The sequence below is a fragment of the Vibrio sp. 811 genome (assembly GCF_033339195.1).
The window spans coordinates 39,358-54,295 of the sequence record NZ_JAWOUB010000012.1 but is presented as its reverse complement, the minus strand read 5'-3'; the positions used below and the strand labels follow the sequence as shown (position 1 = coordinate 54,295).

Below are 14,938 nucleotides of genomic sequence, written 5' to 3'. Positions count from 1 at the left end.
GGTAAGCGCTGAATGCTTTAAAGCAAGACAAAGCTAGGCGTCTATTTGAAAATGCGCGGATCAAACGCGAAATCGAGCTTTTCGGCTTTCTTGATGATCTCTTTCATTTTGGGATGATTTGGATTCACCACGTAGTTTTTATCACGAGGTGAAATCGTTGAAGGCACTTGCAGCGCGGCAAACTCTGGATGAGGATCATTGAGAAACTGATCACCAATGTACTGCGTAGACTCGCTCGCCGGTATTGCCCGCCACGTCACAGGGAGATCTTCTTCATCTAAGGTGGCGATGAGGTATTCTGGCATTTCAATACGATATAAATCGTAAAGTTTGGTGATAGCAGGATCGTTGTTTACGTGAACAAATACTTCCAACGAGCAAAGGGATTCCGATTCAGAGAAGTAGAGGGCTTCGGTTCCTTTTGAGTTCCATCGCCCTCCAAACAACTTTGCGCCAACGGGGCTGAATGGCGTGTCAGCAAATTTCTTTTGTGTGAGACGATAGAGCTTCATATTACGAGAATACCCCGTGCTCTAAACGGCCGATCAAATCTTTTACGATTTCAAAATCCACCGTGGTCGAGACCATATCAAGTGGACGTTTTCCACCTAAGCCGTACACATTCTCTCTCATCCATTTTAACGCGCGCTCTTCGTCGTCAAACAGTTCTGTCGCGAGTTTCAATAACATCGCTAATCGATAGATTGCATCACTTTCTTGCGTATTGAAGCGCTCATCGTTTTTTAGACGACGCTTGATCGTGCTAACAGGTATCAATGTGACGTTTTGAAACTCACTCTGAGAAAGCTTCACACGCTCAACAATATTGCGATACACCTTTGGCTCAAAGCCTTTGTGAACCGCATCAGTGCGACCTGTTTCAGCGTCTTCAATACCCAACATAAACCAGAAATTGGCTTTATGAGGTTGTTTCGGTTTGAAGCTTTTTAATGCTGCAGTTGCCATATCAAGCTCCTATGGTTCATATGGTCCAGTTATTATGGTTCAAATGAGCTTAACTTTCAATCAAAGTAAAAAGATAGGTAAAGAAAAAGGCGAGCTTTTCGCCCGCCTCTCTTACTTATTCATCAACCCATTTACCGACGGGCATCGTTTCACTTATTGCAAGTCAAAACGATCCGCGTTCATGACTTTCGTCCATGCGGCGATGAAGTCATGGATGAATTTTTCCTGATTATCATCTTGCGCATACACTTCCGCATACGAACGCAGGATCGAGTTTGAACCAAAGACAAGATCCACTCGAGTAGCCGTCCACTTCACAGCGTCGGTTTTACGATCACGGATTTCATATTGATTAGCACTCACTGGTTTCCACGTATATGCCATGTCAGTAAGGTTCACGAAGAAATCATTCGACAAAGTGCCTACTCGGTCAGTAAATACGCCCTCTTTTCCACCGCCGTAGTTACTGCCTAGAACGCGCATACCACCGATAAGTACCGTCATTTCTGGCGCCGTTAGCCCCATAAGCTGAGCACGATCTAATAAAAGCTCTTCTGGCTTAACCGCGTAGTCTTTCTTCAACCAATTTCGGAAACCGTCAGCAACAGGCTCAAGTACTTCGAACGATTCCACATCCGTCATCTCTTGGGTGGCATCACCTCGGCCTGGCGCGAATGGTACGGAAACATCATGACCTGCGGCACGCGCAGCCAGTTCAATACCTACGTTACCAGCAAGCACGATAGCATCTGCAACACTACAGCCCTCTTCTGCTGCTATTTTTTCTAACACCGCAAGAACACGTCTTAGACGTTCAGGTTCGTTCCCTTGCCAATCTTTTTGCGGAGCCAAGCGAATTCTCGCGCCATTTGCACCGCCTCGGCGGTCAGAGCCACGGTAAGTACGCGCACTATCCCACGCCGTACTTACTAACTCACTAATGGATAGGCCACTTGCTTCGATTTTTGTTTTTACTAAATCAACATCGTAGTCTGTCTTACCTGCGGGCGTTGGGTCTTGCCAAATAAGATCTTCGCTTGGCACATCAGGGCCGAAATAACATGATTTTGGTCCTAGATCGCGGTGTGTCAACTTAAACCAGGCACGAGCAAAAACGTCATCAAAGTACGCAGGGTCATTTTGGAACTTTTCTGCAATCTTACGATATTCAGGGTCCATTTTGAGCGCCATATCGGCGTCGGTCATGATTGGATTGTAGCGCTTAGAACCGTCTTCAACATCGACAGGCTTGTCTTGTTCTTCAATGTCGATGGGCTCCCATTGCCACGCGCCGGCTGGGCTCTTTTTCAGTTCCCAGTCATACTTAAATAGTAGGTGGAAGTATCCGTAATCCCATTGTGTAGGGTGTGTTGTCCAAGCACCTTCAATACCACTCGTTACCGCGTCACGGCCAATGCCACGTGTTTTGTGATTAATCCAGCCAAGACCTTGCTCATGAACGTCTGCTGCTTCGGGCTCTGGGCCAAGGTTTGCGGCATCACCATTACCATGACACTTACCCACCGTGTGACCACCAGCTGTGAGCGCGACGGTTTCTTCATCGTTCATTGCCATTCGCGCAAAGGTCACTCGCATGTCATGTGCTGTTTTGAGAGGATCTGGGTTACCGTCTACCCCTTCAGGGTTCACATAGATAAGACCCATCATTACCGCAGCAAGCGGGTTTTCTAAATCTCGCTCACCAGAGTAGCGGCTGTTATCAGCGTCACTTGTGGCTAACCATTCTTGCTCAGACCCCCAGTAAGTGTCTTTTTCTGGGTGCCAGATGTCCTCTCGTCCAAACGCAAAGCCAAAGGTCTTAAAGCCCATGGATTCGTACGCCATGTTACCGGCAAGGACAATCAGGTCTGCCCAACTTAGTTTGTTGCCATATTTTTTCTTGATTGGCCATAAAAGGCGTCGAGCCTTATCGAGGTTAGCGTTATCTGGCCAAGAGTTGAGAGGAGCAAAGCGTTGGTTGCCTGTAGCAGCACCGCCACGGCCATCCGCAATACGATAACTGCCCGCTGCATGCCATGCCATTCGGATCATTAAACCACCGTAGTGTCCCCAGTCGGCAGGCCACCAGTCTTGGCTATCAGTCATTAAATCTTTTAAATCTTTTTTAAGTGCTTCGACATCTAGCTTTTTCAGTTCTTCTTTGTAATTAAAGTCCTGACCAAATGGGTTGGTTTTGGAGTCGTGTTGATGCAGGATGTCTAAGTTCAAGGCATTCGGCCACCAATCCATCACCGACTTATCTGTAGATGTTTGCCCACCATGCATAACTGGACATTTACCTACCGAACCGCCGTTTGCTTTGCTCATATAATGCTCCTTCGTGTCGTGGTTGTGGTAACCACTCTTTGTTATTCAATAAATCGAATATCCACCTCAAACAGCGTAGTTCATACACTGTTTTTTTAGTTAACGCCAAGTCAAAATTTCAAACATTTCAGCGAATAAATAATTGTTATCAAACATGTACCTATATGCAGAAAATATGGATAGAGATCAGTTTAAGTCCATACCTGAATACTTAATCCCAGACAGCCTCGCCATGTTGTGATCCCAGGTCGCTAAATCATGATGACTAAATTCATTCAGAGCGTGATGACCACACGCCCTCGCCATGACTTTCATGAGCTCGACCGAGGATTCGAAGAAATTTTTCAGTTGCTGGGATGACTTTTCAACGTCGAGACGCTGCCTCAAATCGGCATTTTGTGTCGCAATGCCTGCCGGGCAATTATTGGTGTTGCAGATGCGAGCCGCGACACAACCGATCGATTGCATCGCACTGTTTGCTATCGCTACTCCGTCTGCTCCAAGTGCCAACGCTTTGACAAAATCCGTAGGAACTCGCAACCCACCAGTGATGATTAATGTGACGCTGTCACTTACACCTTTTTCATCTAAGTACTTACGTGCACGAGCTAATGCAGGGATGGTGGGCACACTAATATGATCACGGAACATAGTTGGCGCCGCACCCGTGCCACCACCGCGACCGTCTAAGATGATGTAATCAGCCCCAGCATCAAGCGCAAACTGAATGTCTTGCTCAATATGGTTGGCACTGAGTTTAAATCCAATTGGAATACCGCCTGTGATGCCACGAACTCTGTCAGCAAACTTTCTGAAATCGTGAGTAGTGTGAAGATCTTTGAACGTTGGTGGTGATATCGCTGGTTGTCCCTCGGGGATGCCTCTCACCTGAGAGATCTTACCTACATTTTTATTTGCAGGCAGATGACCACCCGTGCCCGTTTTTGCTCCTTGCCCGCCTTTGAAGTGAAACGCCTGAACATTAAGAAGCTTAGATTCGTCGTAGCCAAATTGAGCACTAGCAAGCTCATAGAAATACCGTGAATTGGCGGCTTGCTCTTCCGGTAACATGCCACCCTCACCAGAGCAAATCCCAGTCCCTGCCAACTCTGCACCTTTTGCTAGTGCAATTTTCGCCTCTTCAGAAAGTGCGCCAAAACTCATGTCCGACACCAACAAAGGAATGGCGAGTCTGAGCGGCTTACGCGCGTTTGGTCCCACAATCAACTCGGTAGACACAGGAACGTCTTCCAACAACGGTTGTGTCGCCATTTGCGCCACCATGATTTGTATAGCATCCCAATGTGGTAGCAAATGCCTAGGAACCCCCATTGCAGCCATCGGACCATGATGACCGAGTTTAGAGAGTCCCTCTCTCGCTAATTGGTGGATAAACTCGAGGGTTGGTTCTTCTTGAGTAGCAGACGCCGTTGGTTTGTCTCTTTTCTCTCGCTTTTGTTCCGGTCCCTCTTTACCGACTTGCTCTGCGGTAAATCGCTTGTGTGTACCATCACAAAAAGGAGCATTGGCGGTATGCTTACATTGGCAGAGATAGGCATCTTCGTCTTTTTCCGCACTAAAGCTCATTGGCTTTAAGCCGGTTCCCGAATGAGACCCATCGCAGTAAGGTTGATTTTTAGAACGCCCACATCGGCAGAAGTAATATTCTTGCCCAGCTTTCAACTCTACTTTGATCGGCTTGTTATCAGCGATGATTGGCTTGCTCATGTTGCCCCCCTATTTATTATTGTTAACCATGCTTTCTCGCTGGCTTGCAATAAGCGTAGAACAGGAGCGTAAAGAGCGTCAGTGTCGCCGAGTAAAATGCGCGATTGTCGCCCGACTAACCTATACTTTTTATGGGTCTCATACACGTGGAGGCTATATGACGATTGCAACCCGATTAGATGAATATTTGACTGAGCATAACATTCACTTTCAAACCGTGAATCACAGCCACAGTCATAGCTCGCTACAAAGTGGTGTTGCAGCAGGTGTGCCTTTAATGAATATCGCAAAAGGTGTGATTCTAGAGGATCATGAAGGGCGTCATATGATGGCGGTCTTACCTGCCAACAACAAAATCAGTTTGTCGCGATTAAACGACGAATTTAATGCCACCTTCCACTTGGTGAAAGAGCGTATGGTTTACCGACTCTTCACCGATTGTGAACACGGCGCTATTCCACCGATTGGTAGCCCTTACCACATGTCGACAGTTTGCGATGAAAGACTGGCAAACTTGGAACATGTCTACCTTGAAGCTGGCGATCATGAAACTCTGATTAAGCTGGACAGAAAGGCGTTTAAAGAACTGATGAACGACTGTAGATATCTAAGATTCAGCAGTGAAGTTCTGCATTAAACTTGCCAAAATCTCTCGACATTTCCTGAACAAGGCTCTTTCAACAAGAGCCTTTATTTATTGTGTTGGTAGCACGCGAAGGAAGTTTCTCGAACTTTGCTGCCCAGCGTTTCAGAGCATATAGAAACAAAAAACCGCCTATTCGGGCGGTTTTTTTATCAATCAAATCATAATTATTATCGAACAAAGATCTTTTGGATCGCTTTTATCGCCATAGCCCTACGGCGCATTAATACGCTCGTTCTTGGCAACCATTTCGGTGTGTAAAGAATGGTTTTCGCATGACTAAAAGTTCTGAATCCTTCCTCTCCGTGATAATGCCCAATACCCGATTCACCAACGCCACCAAAAGGCGCATCTTCAGCGCCAACATGTAAAACCGTATCATTAACGCCGACGCCACCACTGTGGGTGTTGCGTACAATATGTTTGATGGTCGATTTGTCGTCCGACATAACATACAGCGCAAGTGGTCTTTGGTGCTGATTAATGTAGTCAATCGCTTCATCAACGGCATTGTAGGGCTTAACAGGTAGAAATGGCCCGAAGATCTCCTCTTGCATGATTCGCATATTCGGCGACACATCCGTGACCAAATGAGGATACAGAAGTCGTTCCTCTTGGGGCGACGCCTCAACAGTGTGAAGGTTAGCACCTTGCGCTTTTGCATCCTCAAGTAGCGCAGTCAAACGATCATATTGTCGTTGGTTGACAATATGGGTCAGCTTTTGATTCTTGTTGGATTTTAAATAGAGCTTTTCAAAACGTTTTAAGAATAGCGAAATGAACTCTTCGACACGTTCTTGCGGTACAAACGCGTAGTCAGGCGCGACACAAATCTGGCCTGCATTAATGCATTTACCAAACAAGACAGCATCAACGGCTTTCTTCATGTCTGCATCTTTTGCAATGATCACCGGGGACTTTCCACCCAACTCTAACGTCACCGGGGTAAGGTTTTCCGCTGCCGCTTTTGCCACTGCGCGACCAACACTCGTAGAACCCGTGAACAAAAGGTGATCGAATGGCAGTTGGCTGAATGCTTGTGCGACGTCTGCTTCACCCTCAAAAACTTCGACATACTCAGACAACCCACGGCAAATATCGACGATGACTTTATTGGTTTTTGGCGTAAATTCGCTGAGCTTCATCATCACGCGGTTGCCAGCAGCCAATGCTGTCACTAAAGGCGCAAGGCTCAAAATCACAGGAAAGTTCCACGGTGAAATGATCCCGACGACACCTAACGGTTGATACTGAACGGTGACTTTAGAAGGTGCGAGCAATAAGCCGGATTCGCGCTTGCTGGGTTTGCACCATTTTTTTAGTCGTTTGAGGGTATAATTAATATGCGAGACCGTTGGCAAAACGTCGGTCATGGCGGTATCAAATTCTGAGCGATAGCCAAAATCGTCACTTAACGCTTCAACCAAAGCTTGTTTGTTCTCAAGCAGCGATTTTTTTAACAAAACGAGGCGCTGTTTACGTTCATCCAAACTAGGATAAGGCTCGGCTGCATATGCCGCTTTTAAGCGTTCGAGGCTTTGCTGTAACAAGTTATCTACTTCAACCTCTGTGATTGCGTTCATGATGCTTCTCCTAGCCTAGTTTCTGCCAATGACGCCCCAAGTTAACACGAGCGCAACAATGTTACTATTGTAGCGCTCGTGAAGTTAGAGTTCGAACTCTGATTAAAATATTTCTGGGGTGGATACTACATCAAACGTAGTTCATAAATGCCTAGTCGTTGAGAGCGGTCAAGCATATCGAACTCATGATCAACGTATTCTTTTAATGTGGCGCCTGCACGCTCAGCAATATTGATGCTAGCGATGTTATCTTCCATACAATGGAACTGAATGAATTGTGCGTGCCCTTTCTGCTTCAAAAAAGGGATCAATACTGCGAGCACTTGATCAATCACACGATGGCCTCGCCCATTGTTGGCAAGCCAGTAGCCAATTTCAGTAACACGCGTATGTGAATCCACACCTTTAATGCCAATAACACCCGTAAGCTGCTCATCAAAATAAATTGCACACCAGTGGGAATCCAGCGCGTTACTGTTCACTCGCTGGGAAATGTAGTTCACGGCCTCTCTATGATTCGTGACAGAATCCGTCCAAGGTAGATAGCCCTCAAGGCTCTCTCGGTGAGTGTTCACAACCTCTAGTAAAGCGGACGCGTGTTTCGTGTTGAGGGGCTCAATTGAGACCCTTTGCGAGACGGAAAAACGCTTCTGTAAGTGATTTCCTTGATACGTCTCTTGGCATGTGACTTCATCCATAGATGTTATTCCTTTTTATTGTGAACGCTCAGCGCAAATCCTAACGCTTCATTTTATGAGAACAAACCTCTCTATAAAAACTAATCAAAGCCGTTGCCGTTCATTTAGCCCTTTTGATCGATCAGCGTAAATGGCGTTAGTGATGCCACATCTACATAATGTTTCCATACATGTTCATATAGGTGATGCTGATTGGCAAACGGAGCCAGCTGCTTAGCTTCTTCAAGCGTACACCAGCGATACTCTGTATGCTCTTCGTTAAGAACAACTGATTGGTTAGGCGGACAAAATAGCACAAAACATGGGATAACCATGATACGGTTATTTTTTGCTTCGTAGAACTGCTCTAGGAAGTCTGCTGTATGTAACTCAACTTGGTCAATTAGTGTCTCTTCTTTTAACTCTCTTAAAATGGTTTGCCACCCGGCTTCACCCGCTTCGATACCACCTGCAACATGGCACCAATAGCCACCTTTTACGCGTTTGAGTAACAGCATTTTTTCTATGCCATCAATTTTTGAAATGACAACGCCTGAAACATGCGTTGCTTTTATCGGGATCATGTAAGCTCCTTAAATATCGAGTTTTTATTGTTACGCTGAAGAGAGGCAGATTAATTGCTACGTATTCTACTGTTTATTCATCTTGTCGACAGAAGTGTTTGAGTTGAGAGGATTTAATCGCTAACTAAGTATGCTAAAGTGAGATCTGTCGCAACAAATGAGCAGTAAAATGTCCAATTCATTCAACACTATGATTCCCATCGGTGTGCGCTTTATGGTGCTTTCCGCGTTCGGCTTTGCTCTGATGTCGGCTACAGTAAAGCACGTCGGCAACTACGGTATCCCCGTTTTTGAAATCGTTGCAGCAAGAGCGCTCGTTTCACTTATCATTAGTTATTTCGATGTAAAGCGAAAACGAATTTCTGTATGGGGCAATAATAAGCCATTACTATTTGCACGCGGTGCTGTGGGTACGATGGCTCTGATGTGTGTATATTATTCAGTGACCACCTTACCTTTGGCAGAAGCGACGATATTCCAATATATTCATCCGGTATTTACTGCACTACTCGCCGTATTTTTCTTGAAAGAGCGCATCCAGCCGTCAACTTTCCTTTGTATTGCGTTGTGCTTACTCGGCATCTATATCATGGTAAGCCCAGAAACTGGGCAAGGCTCAGATAGCGCTTTACCAATGTTTAGCGTCATGATTGCGATCTTAGGCGCATTTGGTAGCTCAATTGCCTACGTCATTGTCAGAAAACTGAGTCAGACAGAAGACAGCTCAGTGATCATTTTCTATTTCCCGTTGGTTGCTCTCCCCGCTTCACTCTTACTGATTGGCGACGATTTTGTAATGCCCGATCTATATCTGACTTTCATGTTGGTTCTAGTTGGTGTCTTTACCCAAATTGGGCAATTGGGGTTAACCAAAGCGATGCAAACTCAACAAGCGGGTAAAGCCTCCGCTTATTCGTATATCCAGATCGTATTTTCTGTGTTGTTGGGCATCATTTTCTTTGGCGAGGTTCCGATCATTTGGACGTACGTCGGTGGCGGTCTGATTGTTACAGGCGCATTAATTAATGCGTTTGGTCATCACTTACGGTTACCTTTTATTAAGCGCAACGCTTGATATACCTCGCCAGAACCGTAAACACGACATTTAGAAAAACAGCCAGAGTGACTCTGGCTGTTTTGTGTTTAGCCTAACGTTAAGCTGATATTTTTAACCCTGCGATACCAGCGACAATCATTAGCAAGCTTAAGGCTTTGATAAGTGTTGCTGGCTCATTGAACAGATAAATACTCACGACTGCCGTGCCTATTGCGCCAATCCCTACCCATACTCCATAAGCAATGCCTAAAGGCAAGGTTCTTAACGCAATGCCAAGCAACCAAAAGCTCAATAACATAAAGACAATAGTGAATGCCGAAGCACCGAATTTGGTAAACCCTTGTGAATATTTAAGACCGACAGCCCATGCGATTTCACACAAGCCCGCAATGAAGAGAATTCCCCAAGCCATGTCACATTTCCCAACGAGATGGGGTCGTCCCCGAGAAAAGATAGAGCGGTGAGGTCGTCCTCACTTCTGATTGACTGCTTATTATATACGGAAATCTAAACATAAAAAATAAAACACGGCGATAAGCATACAACTCAAACATCTCATGCACGCTTAAATTCTACGCTTTTCTTTTTAACGGTGGCGGACTCTCTATTTCGCATCAATAACGACACCGTTTTTTAACAATTTACATATAACCTTCTGGTGTTGAAAGTGTTGCATTTATTGCACAAATCACACAAAAACTAATTGAACATGTAAATATGAAAACGTTTGTGTGACTAATATCGCTTAAAACAATGACTGATGACTTTAATATTCAGCCGAATTAATTATAAGGTATGACGTACCCATGAAAGCAATCAAAACCTCTATCGCTGTCCTTGTTGGCGCCGCTCTACTATCTGGATGTAATGACGATACTGAATACGTCAATGTTCAGCCTAAAGAAGTAAAAATAGCGACTTACAACCTCTCTTTTGACCGCGCTACCTTCGAAACTTTGGTAGATGAAATGCAAATTGAACCAACGCAGCAAACTGCGTTGGTCACCTCTTATTTAGACGGTTCAATCGCAGCAGAAGACAAAACCACTGCGGAAAAAGTCATTCAAATTCGTAACGTTGCAGCAATCATTCAAAAGAATCGTCCTGATGTTCTTATGATGGCGGAATACAACAACGACGGAACAGGTGAAAACAAAGCAGCCATTGAAGGATTCCAGAAGAACTACTTGTCTGTCGCGCAAAGTATCGATGGCGCGGGCGGTGAAGCAAACCTTGAGCCTATTGAATACCCTTATGCTGAATCTTATTCAACCAATACAGGGTTGTTGAGTGAGTTTGATCTCGACAACAACGGAACCGCAGGTCAAATGCCAGGTGATGCATGGGGCTTTGGCATGTACCATGGTCAATATGCATTTGCCCTTATGTCTAAGTATAAAATTGACACGGCAAACACACGTACATTCCAAGCATTTAAATGGAAAGATATGGAAGGTGCGAAAATTCCAACCATTACTATCTGTGACGGTTCGCAAAAGATTCCAGGCGGCATGAAGTGTGGTGATGAATGGTACTCAGCGGAAGAATGGGATCAAGTGCGTCTATCTTCGAAAAATCACGTCGACGCGCCAATCATCATTCCAACTCGCAATGGCGAGGAAGTTGTACACTTGTTGATGTCTCATCCTACTCCACCAGTATTCGACACCGGTAAAAACAAAGCGCAAAACGCAGCAGAAGTGGAGTTTTGGCATCATTACATTCAAGGCAAAGACTATTTTTACGACGATGCGGGTAAAACAGGTGGCTTAACGAACGGCGCTAAATTCGTAATGATGGGTGATCAAAACCTTGATCCAATGGCTGGTGACGGTATTAGCTCTGTAATGCAAGAGCTGCACAACGATCCATTGGTTAACCAAACCGTGATGAATGGTGAGCTTTACCCAACAAGCTTTGGTGCAGCTGAACACGCTGTTGACCGCAGTTCAACTCACCCATATCCGAATCGCATCACTTCAACGTTTGGCTTAGGGGTAGACTATGCCTTGCCTTCAGCAAATTTGAATGTAATAGACTCTGGTGTGTACTGGTCAGCGTCTTATGAAGAAGGCCGTAAACTATTTAACGATGCACGTATCGGTAAGTATGGTGATGGTAAGGATGTATCTTCCGACCATCGCATGATCTGGATTAAAGCACAGTTCTAGACTGCATAAAAAAAAAGCCAACCACAAGGAGTCGTGATTGGCTGTATATATTTGTGAACAAGATGGTTCACTAACAACGTCAGTTGGCTAGGTGACCCTCGGCTTAGAAAGGGTCACTCATACTAAAGCATGAGGCGTGCCAACTTTTAAGCGCACAAAAACAGGTTGTTATTTAATCACTTTCATTAAAACTTAACCAATAGCTACTGTTTGCTCACAGAATAAATTGCAATTTGCAAACTACCATTGGCATTTCGCAATAAACCTGATCTTTAGCTCTTGCTTTTATTGCTTCCTAGCTAAGTCGCGTGCAAGGATTAACGCAAGTCCGAATACTTGCAAGAAGAGTCCGATATTCTTGTACCAAGCGATCTTTTCATCCTGCTTTGCCATTACCTCATTGAGCTCTACATTCTCAATGTAGTAATTATCGATGCGGTCTCTATACGAAGCTTGTGCCTGATTTATCTTTGACATTAGTTGAGGAAGTTGATCAATTTTTATTTCATCCGACTCGTTGAGAACCCAAGAAGATAAATGCCCTGCTAATACCTCTTCTAGCTCTAAAGGTATCGCTACGCTCTGACTTATGTGCACATGCAGCAGTAAAGCTTCTCTTTTCCTTTCTAGGGTTTCCACACTGTTCCATGCGAGTTGGATGGAATACAAGTTTTCTGCTGTTTGCTCTGCGAGCTGCGAGTGCTGTTTACCCAACTTATCAAGGACTAAGCTAGTAACGATGATCGCGCCAATATTCAGTACTAATCCAATCAGAACGAGTACCCAAGGTGGTGGAATGTAACGTCGCAGACTTACCATAACTTATCGTATGGCAGGTAAATCATATTTAACACAACCAATGAAAGTATCACCAGAAATGTCACCTGCATCCCTCTAATGCGCTTTTTCAAGTCTTTTTTCAATATGCCTTTAGCATGAATAACTCGACCAATTACAAAAATAATACCGGTGAGATGTATCCATGTTGGGTAAGCACTATTGAATTCTAAAAGTGCCATTAAAATCAGGGTGATGGGGATATATTCTGTCGCATTGCTCTGGGCACTACGAGCAATTTGTAGAGCCTCTACCCCACCATCGGCATAAGCAATTTGATTTAAGCGACGTTGCTTAATTACTTGAACAGCCAACCAAATAATGAGTATTGCGAGAATGTTGGCATACAGAGCTGTGATCATATGTCGTCCTTCTTGATCTGGTTTTCACTTATATAAGCGTGTCACTTGGCTATAACTATAGCGGTATCATTATGATAATGCGTCAAATAATCTCAAGTTATGATTTCTACTCGGAAAAAAACGAAAGCCAATGCTTCATGACATTAAAAATGCCCTCGAATGGAGGGCATAAGAATAAAGAAGCTAATATGTGAGAATATTGAAACCACTATAAGGGGTGTTTGACCAGCTTTTTGCGCCGATGCCCTTTGATAATACTTTCAAAAATTGTGAACAACAGCCCTGCCCAAATAAATGCAAAGGTCACCGCTTTCACTTCGTCAAACAACTCGCCAAAAAACATAACTGCCAACACAAACTGCAAGCTTGGTTCGATGTATTGCATTAGACCGACGGTTGATAAATTAGTTATACGTATTGCGATAGAATAAAATACGAGTGGTAAAAGTGTGATAGGTGCACTGCCAAAATACAAAAGCAATGTTGTGGTATCTGTGCCCGAAGCCAGTTCACCAGTTGCCCATTGTTTATAGAGCAAATATGCGAGTGCAACTGGAGTCAGTAACAACGCCTCAACAAACAAGGTTGTACTCCAGTCATAATTTATCTTCTTCTTGTACAGCCCATACAAAGCAAAGAACAACCCCATCGTTAGTGCGATAACGGGTAGCTGACCATAGTGAATCACTTGATACATAACACCAATTGTTGCCAACACTATTGCAATAAGTTTGCCTTTTGAGAGCCTATCCCCAAGAATAAATACGCCCAGCGCAACAGATACTAATGGTCCAATAAAGAAGCCTAAGCTGGCATCGATGACCCGATGATGGGTCAAAGCCCAAGTGAACGCACTCCAAGAAATACACATCAAACTGCTCGCCACAAACGTGTACCACAAGGATTTTTTATCAAGCCAGATTTCTTTCCAATTCAGCCCTCGACGGGTTATCCCAAGTACAATTAGAAACCCGACAGGTACAGACCCAATGATTCGCCATGCTAGCAACTCATCCATAGAAGCATTTGGTAAATAACGATAATAAATTGGTAGCAATCCCCAGATCACAAAGGAGAATGCTGCCATAAAAGTGCCATAACGAGTGTTATTCATAAAACTATCGCCCATCTAAACGACCAATTTGGCGTAAGTAAACAAGTCCGCCATACATAAAAAGGAATGCAATCCCGCAGTGACTTTATGATGCAGATGGCATTATTGGCTCAACGCTTGTACGACGGCGGTAAAGCCACTCACAAAACACAACATAAGTGCCCCAAACCGAATCTTTTCTTTTGGTAACGACTGGGTAGTTTTCATTGCTAGCCAGTAACCAAGCGCCGCAGCAGGTAATAGAGGAATAGTAATGACCAAATGATGCAATGTGAAGAAGCCCACTGGGATTTGTACTATTAGTGAAATAATCGAACTGAAAACAAAAAAAGCCGATAAGTTGCCGCGTAACTGATTTGCTTCTTGATGCTGCAACAATAACGCCATCGGAGGGCCTCCAATCGCAGAACTGGTACCAAACAACCCAGAAAAGAAACCAGCACATGTCATACGCGAAGGCGTAGGCTCAACCCGAAACGGTAAAACACTCACCAAGACTGCAAACAGCACCAACAAACCAATCCAAAGCGTGAGAGTTTGTGTAGATACAAAAAAGAGTAGCAAGCCACCAGCAATTGATCCCGGCACTCGCCCAATCAACGCCATCTTTAAGCCGCCGATTTCAACACTACTGCGGTGCTTCATCGCATTCATCAACGAAATAAATAACGCGACTAAACAGATTGGCGCAGGAACATATTCTGGCGCCCAAAGAATCAGTAAAGGTGCGGCAACAATAGCCAAGCCAAAACCGATTGCGGTCTGGACATAAGAGCCAAGAAATATCAAACCTATTGCAAGGAAGTTTATCGAATCGAATTCCATTTAGATTATTCTTATATTTGAAAAACAAACACAAAACCAAAGCACATTCGCATGATGAATACC

The 14,938-nt window shown here is 44.5% G+C and carries 15 protein-coding genes; 3 read left to right on the top strand and 12 right to left on the bottom strand.

What is annotated here, in order from left to right; translation table 11 throughout:
- Window positions 1–41 precede the first annotated feature (41 nt).
- From R7Q46_RS16940 to R7Q46_RS16925, 4 genes are all read right to left on the bottom strand, one after another.
- Window positions 42–512: an RES family NAD+ phosphorylase gene (locus R7Q46_RS16940; protein WP_005376497.1), complete on the bottom strand. Its 471-nt coding sequence runs from the start codon at window positions 510–512 to the stop codon at window positions 42–44.
- A gap of 1 nt (window position 513) precedes the next feature.
- Window positions 514–966 (bottom strand): antitoxin Xre/MbcA/ParS toxin-binding domain-containing protein, encoded by a 453-nt coding sequence (locus tag R7Q46_RS16935; protein ID WP_017820987.1) that lies wholly within the window; start codon window positions 964–966, stop codon window positions 514–516.
- 153 nt (window positions 967–1,119) lie between these two features.
- A complete protein-coding gene (katG, locus tag R7Q46_RS16930; protein WP_158159342.1) occupies window positions 1,120–3,294 on the bottom strand; it encodes a catalase/peroxidase HPI in 2,175 nt (724 codons plus the stop codon).
- Between the two features lie 186 nt (window positions 3,295–3,480).
- Complete coding sequence (locus R7Q46_RS16925; RefSeq protein WP_158155964.1) at window positions 3,481–5,022, bottom strand: glutamate synthase-related protein; 1,542 nt, start codon at window positions 5,020–5,022, stop codon at window positions 3,481–3,483.
- Between the two features lie 157 nt (window positions 5,023–5,179).
- Here R7Q46_RS16925 and R7Q46_RS16920 point away from each other — a divergent pair, with 157 nt between their 5' ends.
- Entirely contained in the window at window positions 5,180–5,659 is a 480-nt protein-coding gene (locus tag R7Q46_RS16920; RefSeq protein ID WP_005376501.1) for an aminoacyl-tRNA deacylase, read from the top strand.
- Window positions 5,660–5,835: 176 nt separating this feature from the next.
- Here the strand turns inward: R7Q46_RS16920 and R7Q46_RS16915 are convergent, their stop codons facing one another.
- The 3 genes from R7Q46_RS16915 to R7Q46_RS16905 all read right to left on the bottom strand — a co-directional run bounded on the left by R7Q46_RS16915 (window position 5,836) and on the right by R7Q46_RS16905 (window position 8,509).
- A complete protein-coding gene (locus R7Q46_RS16915) occupies window positions 5,836–7,248 on the bottom strand; it encodes a coniferyl aldehyde dehydrogenase (protein ID WP_151515627.1) in 1,413 nt (470 codons plus the stop codon).
- A 125-nt stretch (window positions 7,249–7,373) separates the two neighbouring features.
- Complete coding sequence (locus R7Q46_RS16910) at window positions 7,374–7,946, bottom strand: GNAT family N-acetyltransferase (RefSeq protein WP_047101443.1); 573 nt, start codon at window positions 7,944–7,946, stop codon at window positions 7,374–7,376.
- A gap of 104 nt (window positions 7,947–8,050) precedes the next feature.
- The gene (locus tag R7Q46_RS16905) at window positions 8,051–8,509 is read right to left on the bottom strand and encodes an NUDIX hydrolase (RefSeq protein WP_005376504.1); all 459 of its coding nucleotides are present in this window, start codon (window positions 8,507–8,509) and stop codon (window positions 8,051–8,053) included.
- Between the two features lie 169 nt (window positions 8,510–8,678).
- Here R7Q46_RS16905 and R7Q46_RS16900 point away from each other — a divergent pair, with 169 nt between their 5' ends.
- The gene (locus tag R7Q46_RS16900; RefSeq protein ID WP_005376505.1) at window positions 8,679–9,584 is read left to right on the top strand and encodes a DMT family transporter; all 906 of its coding nucleotides are present in this window, start codon (window positions 8,679–8,681) and stop codon (window positions 9,582–9,584) included.
- Window positions 9,585–9,663: 79 nt separating this feature from the next.
- Here the strand turns inward: R7Q46_RS16900 and R7Q46_RS16895 are convergent, their stop codons facing one another.
- Window positions 9,664–9,978, bottom strand: coding sequence for a DMT family transporter (locus R7Q46_RS16895; RefSeq protein WP_005376506.1), 315 nt, complete (start codon window positions 9,976–9,978; stop codon window positions 9,664–9,666).
- Window positions 9,979–10,372: 394 nt separating this feature from the next.
- Here R7Q46_RS16895 and R7Q46_RS16890 point away from each other — a divergent pair, with 394 nt between their 5' ends.
- A complete protein-coding gene (locus R7Q46_RS16890; RefSeq protein ID WP_318077642.1) occupies window positions 10,373–11,737 on the top strand; it encodes an endonuclease/exonuclease/phosphatase family protein in 1,365 nt (454 codons plus the stop codon).
- Between the two features lie 285 nt (window positions 11,738–12,022).
- On the opposite strand, the gene R7Q46_RS16885 is transcribed toward R7Q46_RS16890, so the two are convergent.
- The 4 genes from R7Q46_RS16885 to R7Q46_RS16870 all read right to left on the bottom strand — a co-directional run bounded on the left by R7Q46_RS16885 (window position 12,023) and on the right by R7Q46_RS16870 (window position 14,875).
- Window positions 12,023–12,556, bottom strand: a complete 534-nt coding sequence (locus R7Q46_RS16885; protein WP_033906497.1) for a hypothetical protein — start codon at window positions 12,554–12,556, stop codon at window positions 12,023–12,025.
- The gene (locus tag R7Q46_RS16880) at window positions 12,550–12,936 is read right to left on the bottom strand and encodes an MAPEG family protein (protein ID WP_005376510.1); all 387 of its coding nucleotides are present in this window, start codon (window positions 12,934–12,936) and stop codon (window positions 12,550–12,552) included. Before R7Q46_RS16880 ends, R7Q46_RS16885 begins: the two co-directional genes overlap by 7 nt.
- A 208-nt stretch (window positions 12,937–13,144) precedes the next feature.
- The gene (gene rarD / locus R7Q46_RS16875; RefSeq protein ID WP_064369681.1) at window positions 13,145–14,050 is read right to left on the bottom strand and encodes an EamA family transporter RarD; all 906 of its coding nucleotides are present in this window, start codon (window positions 14,048–14,050) and stop codon (window positions 13,145–13,147) included.
- A gap of 102 nt (window positions 14,051–14,152) precedes the next feature.
- Window positions 14,153–14,875, bottom strand: a complete 723-nt coding sequence (locus R7Q46_RS16870; RefSeq protein WP_005390054.1) for a sulfite exporter TauE/SafE family protein — start codon at window positions 14,873–14,875, stop codon at window positions 14,153–14,155.
- Window positions 14,876–14,938 lie beyond the last annotated feature (63 nt).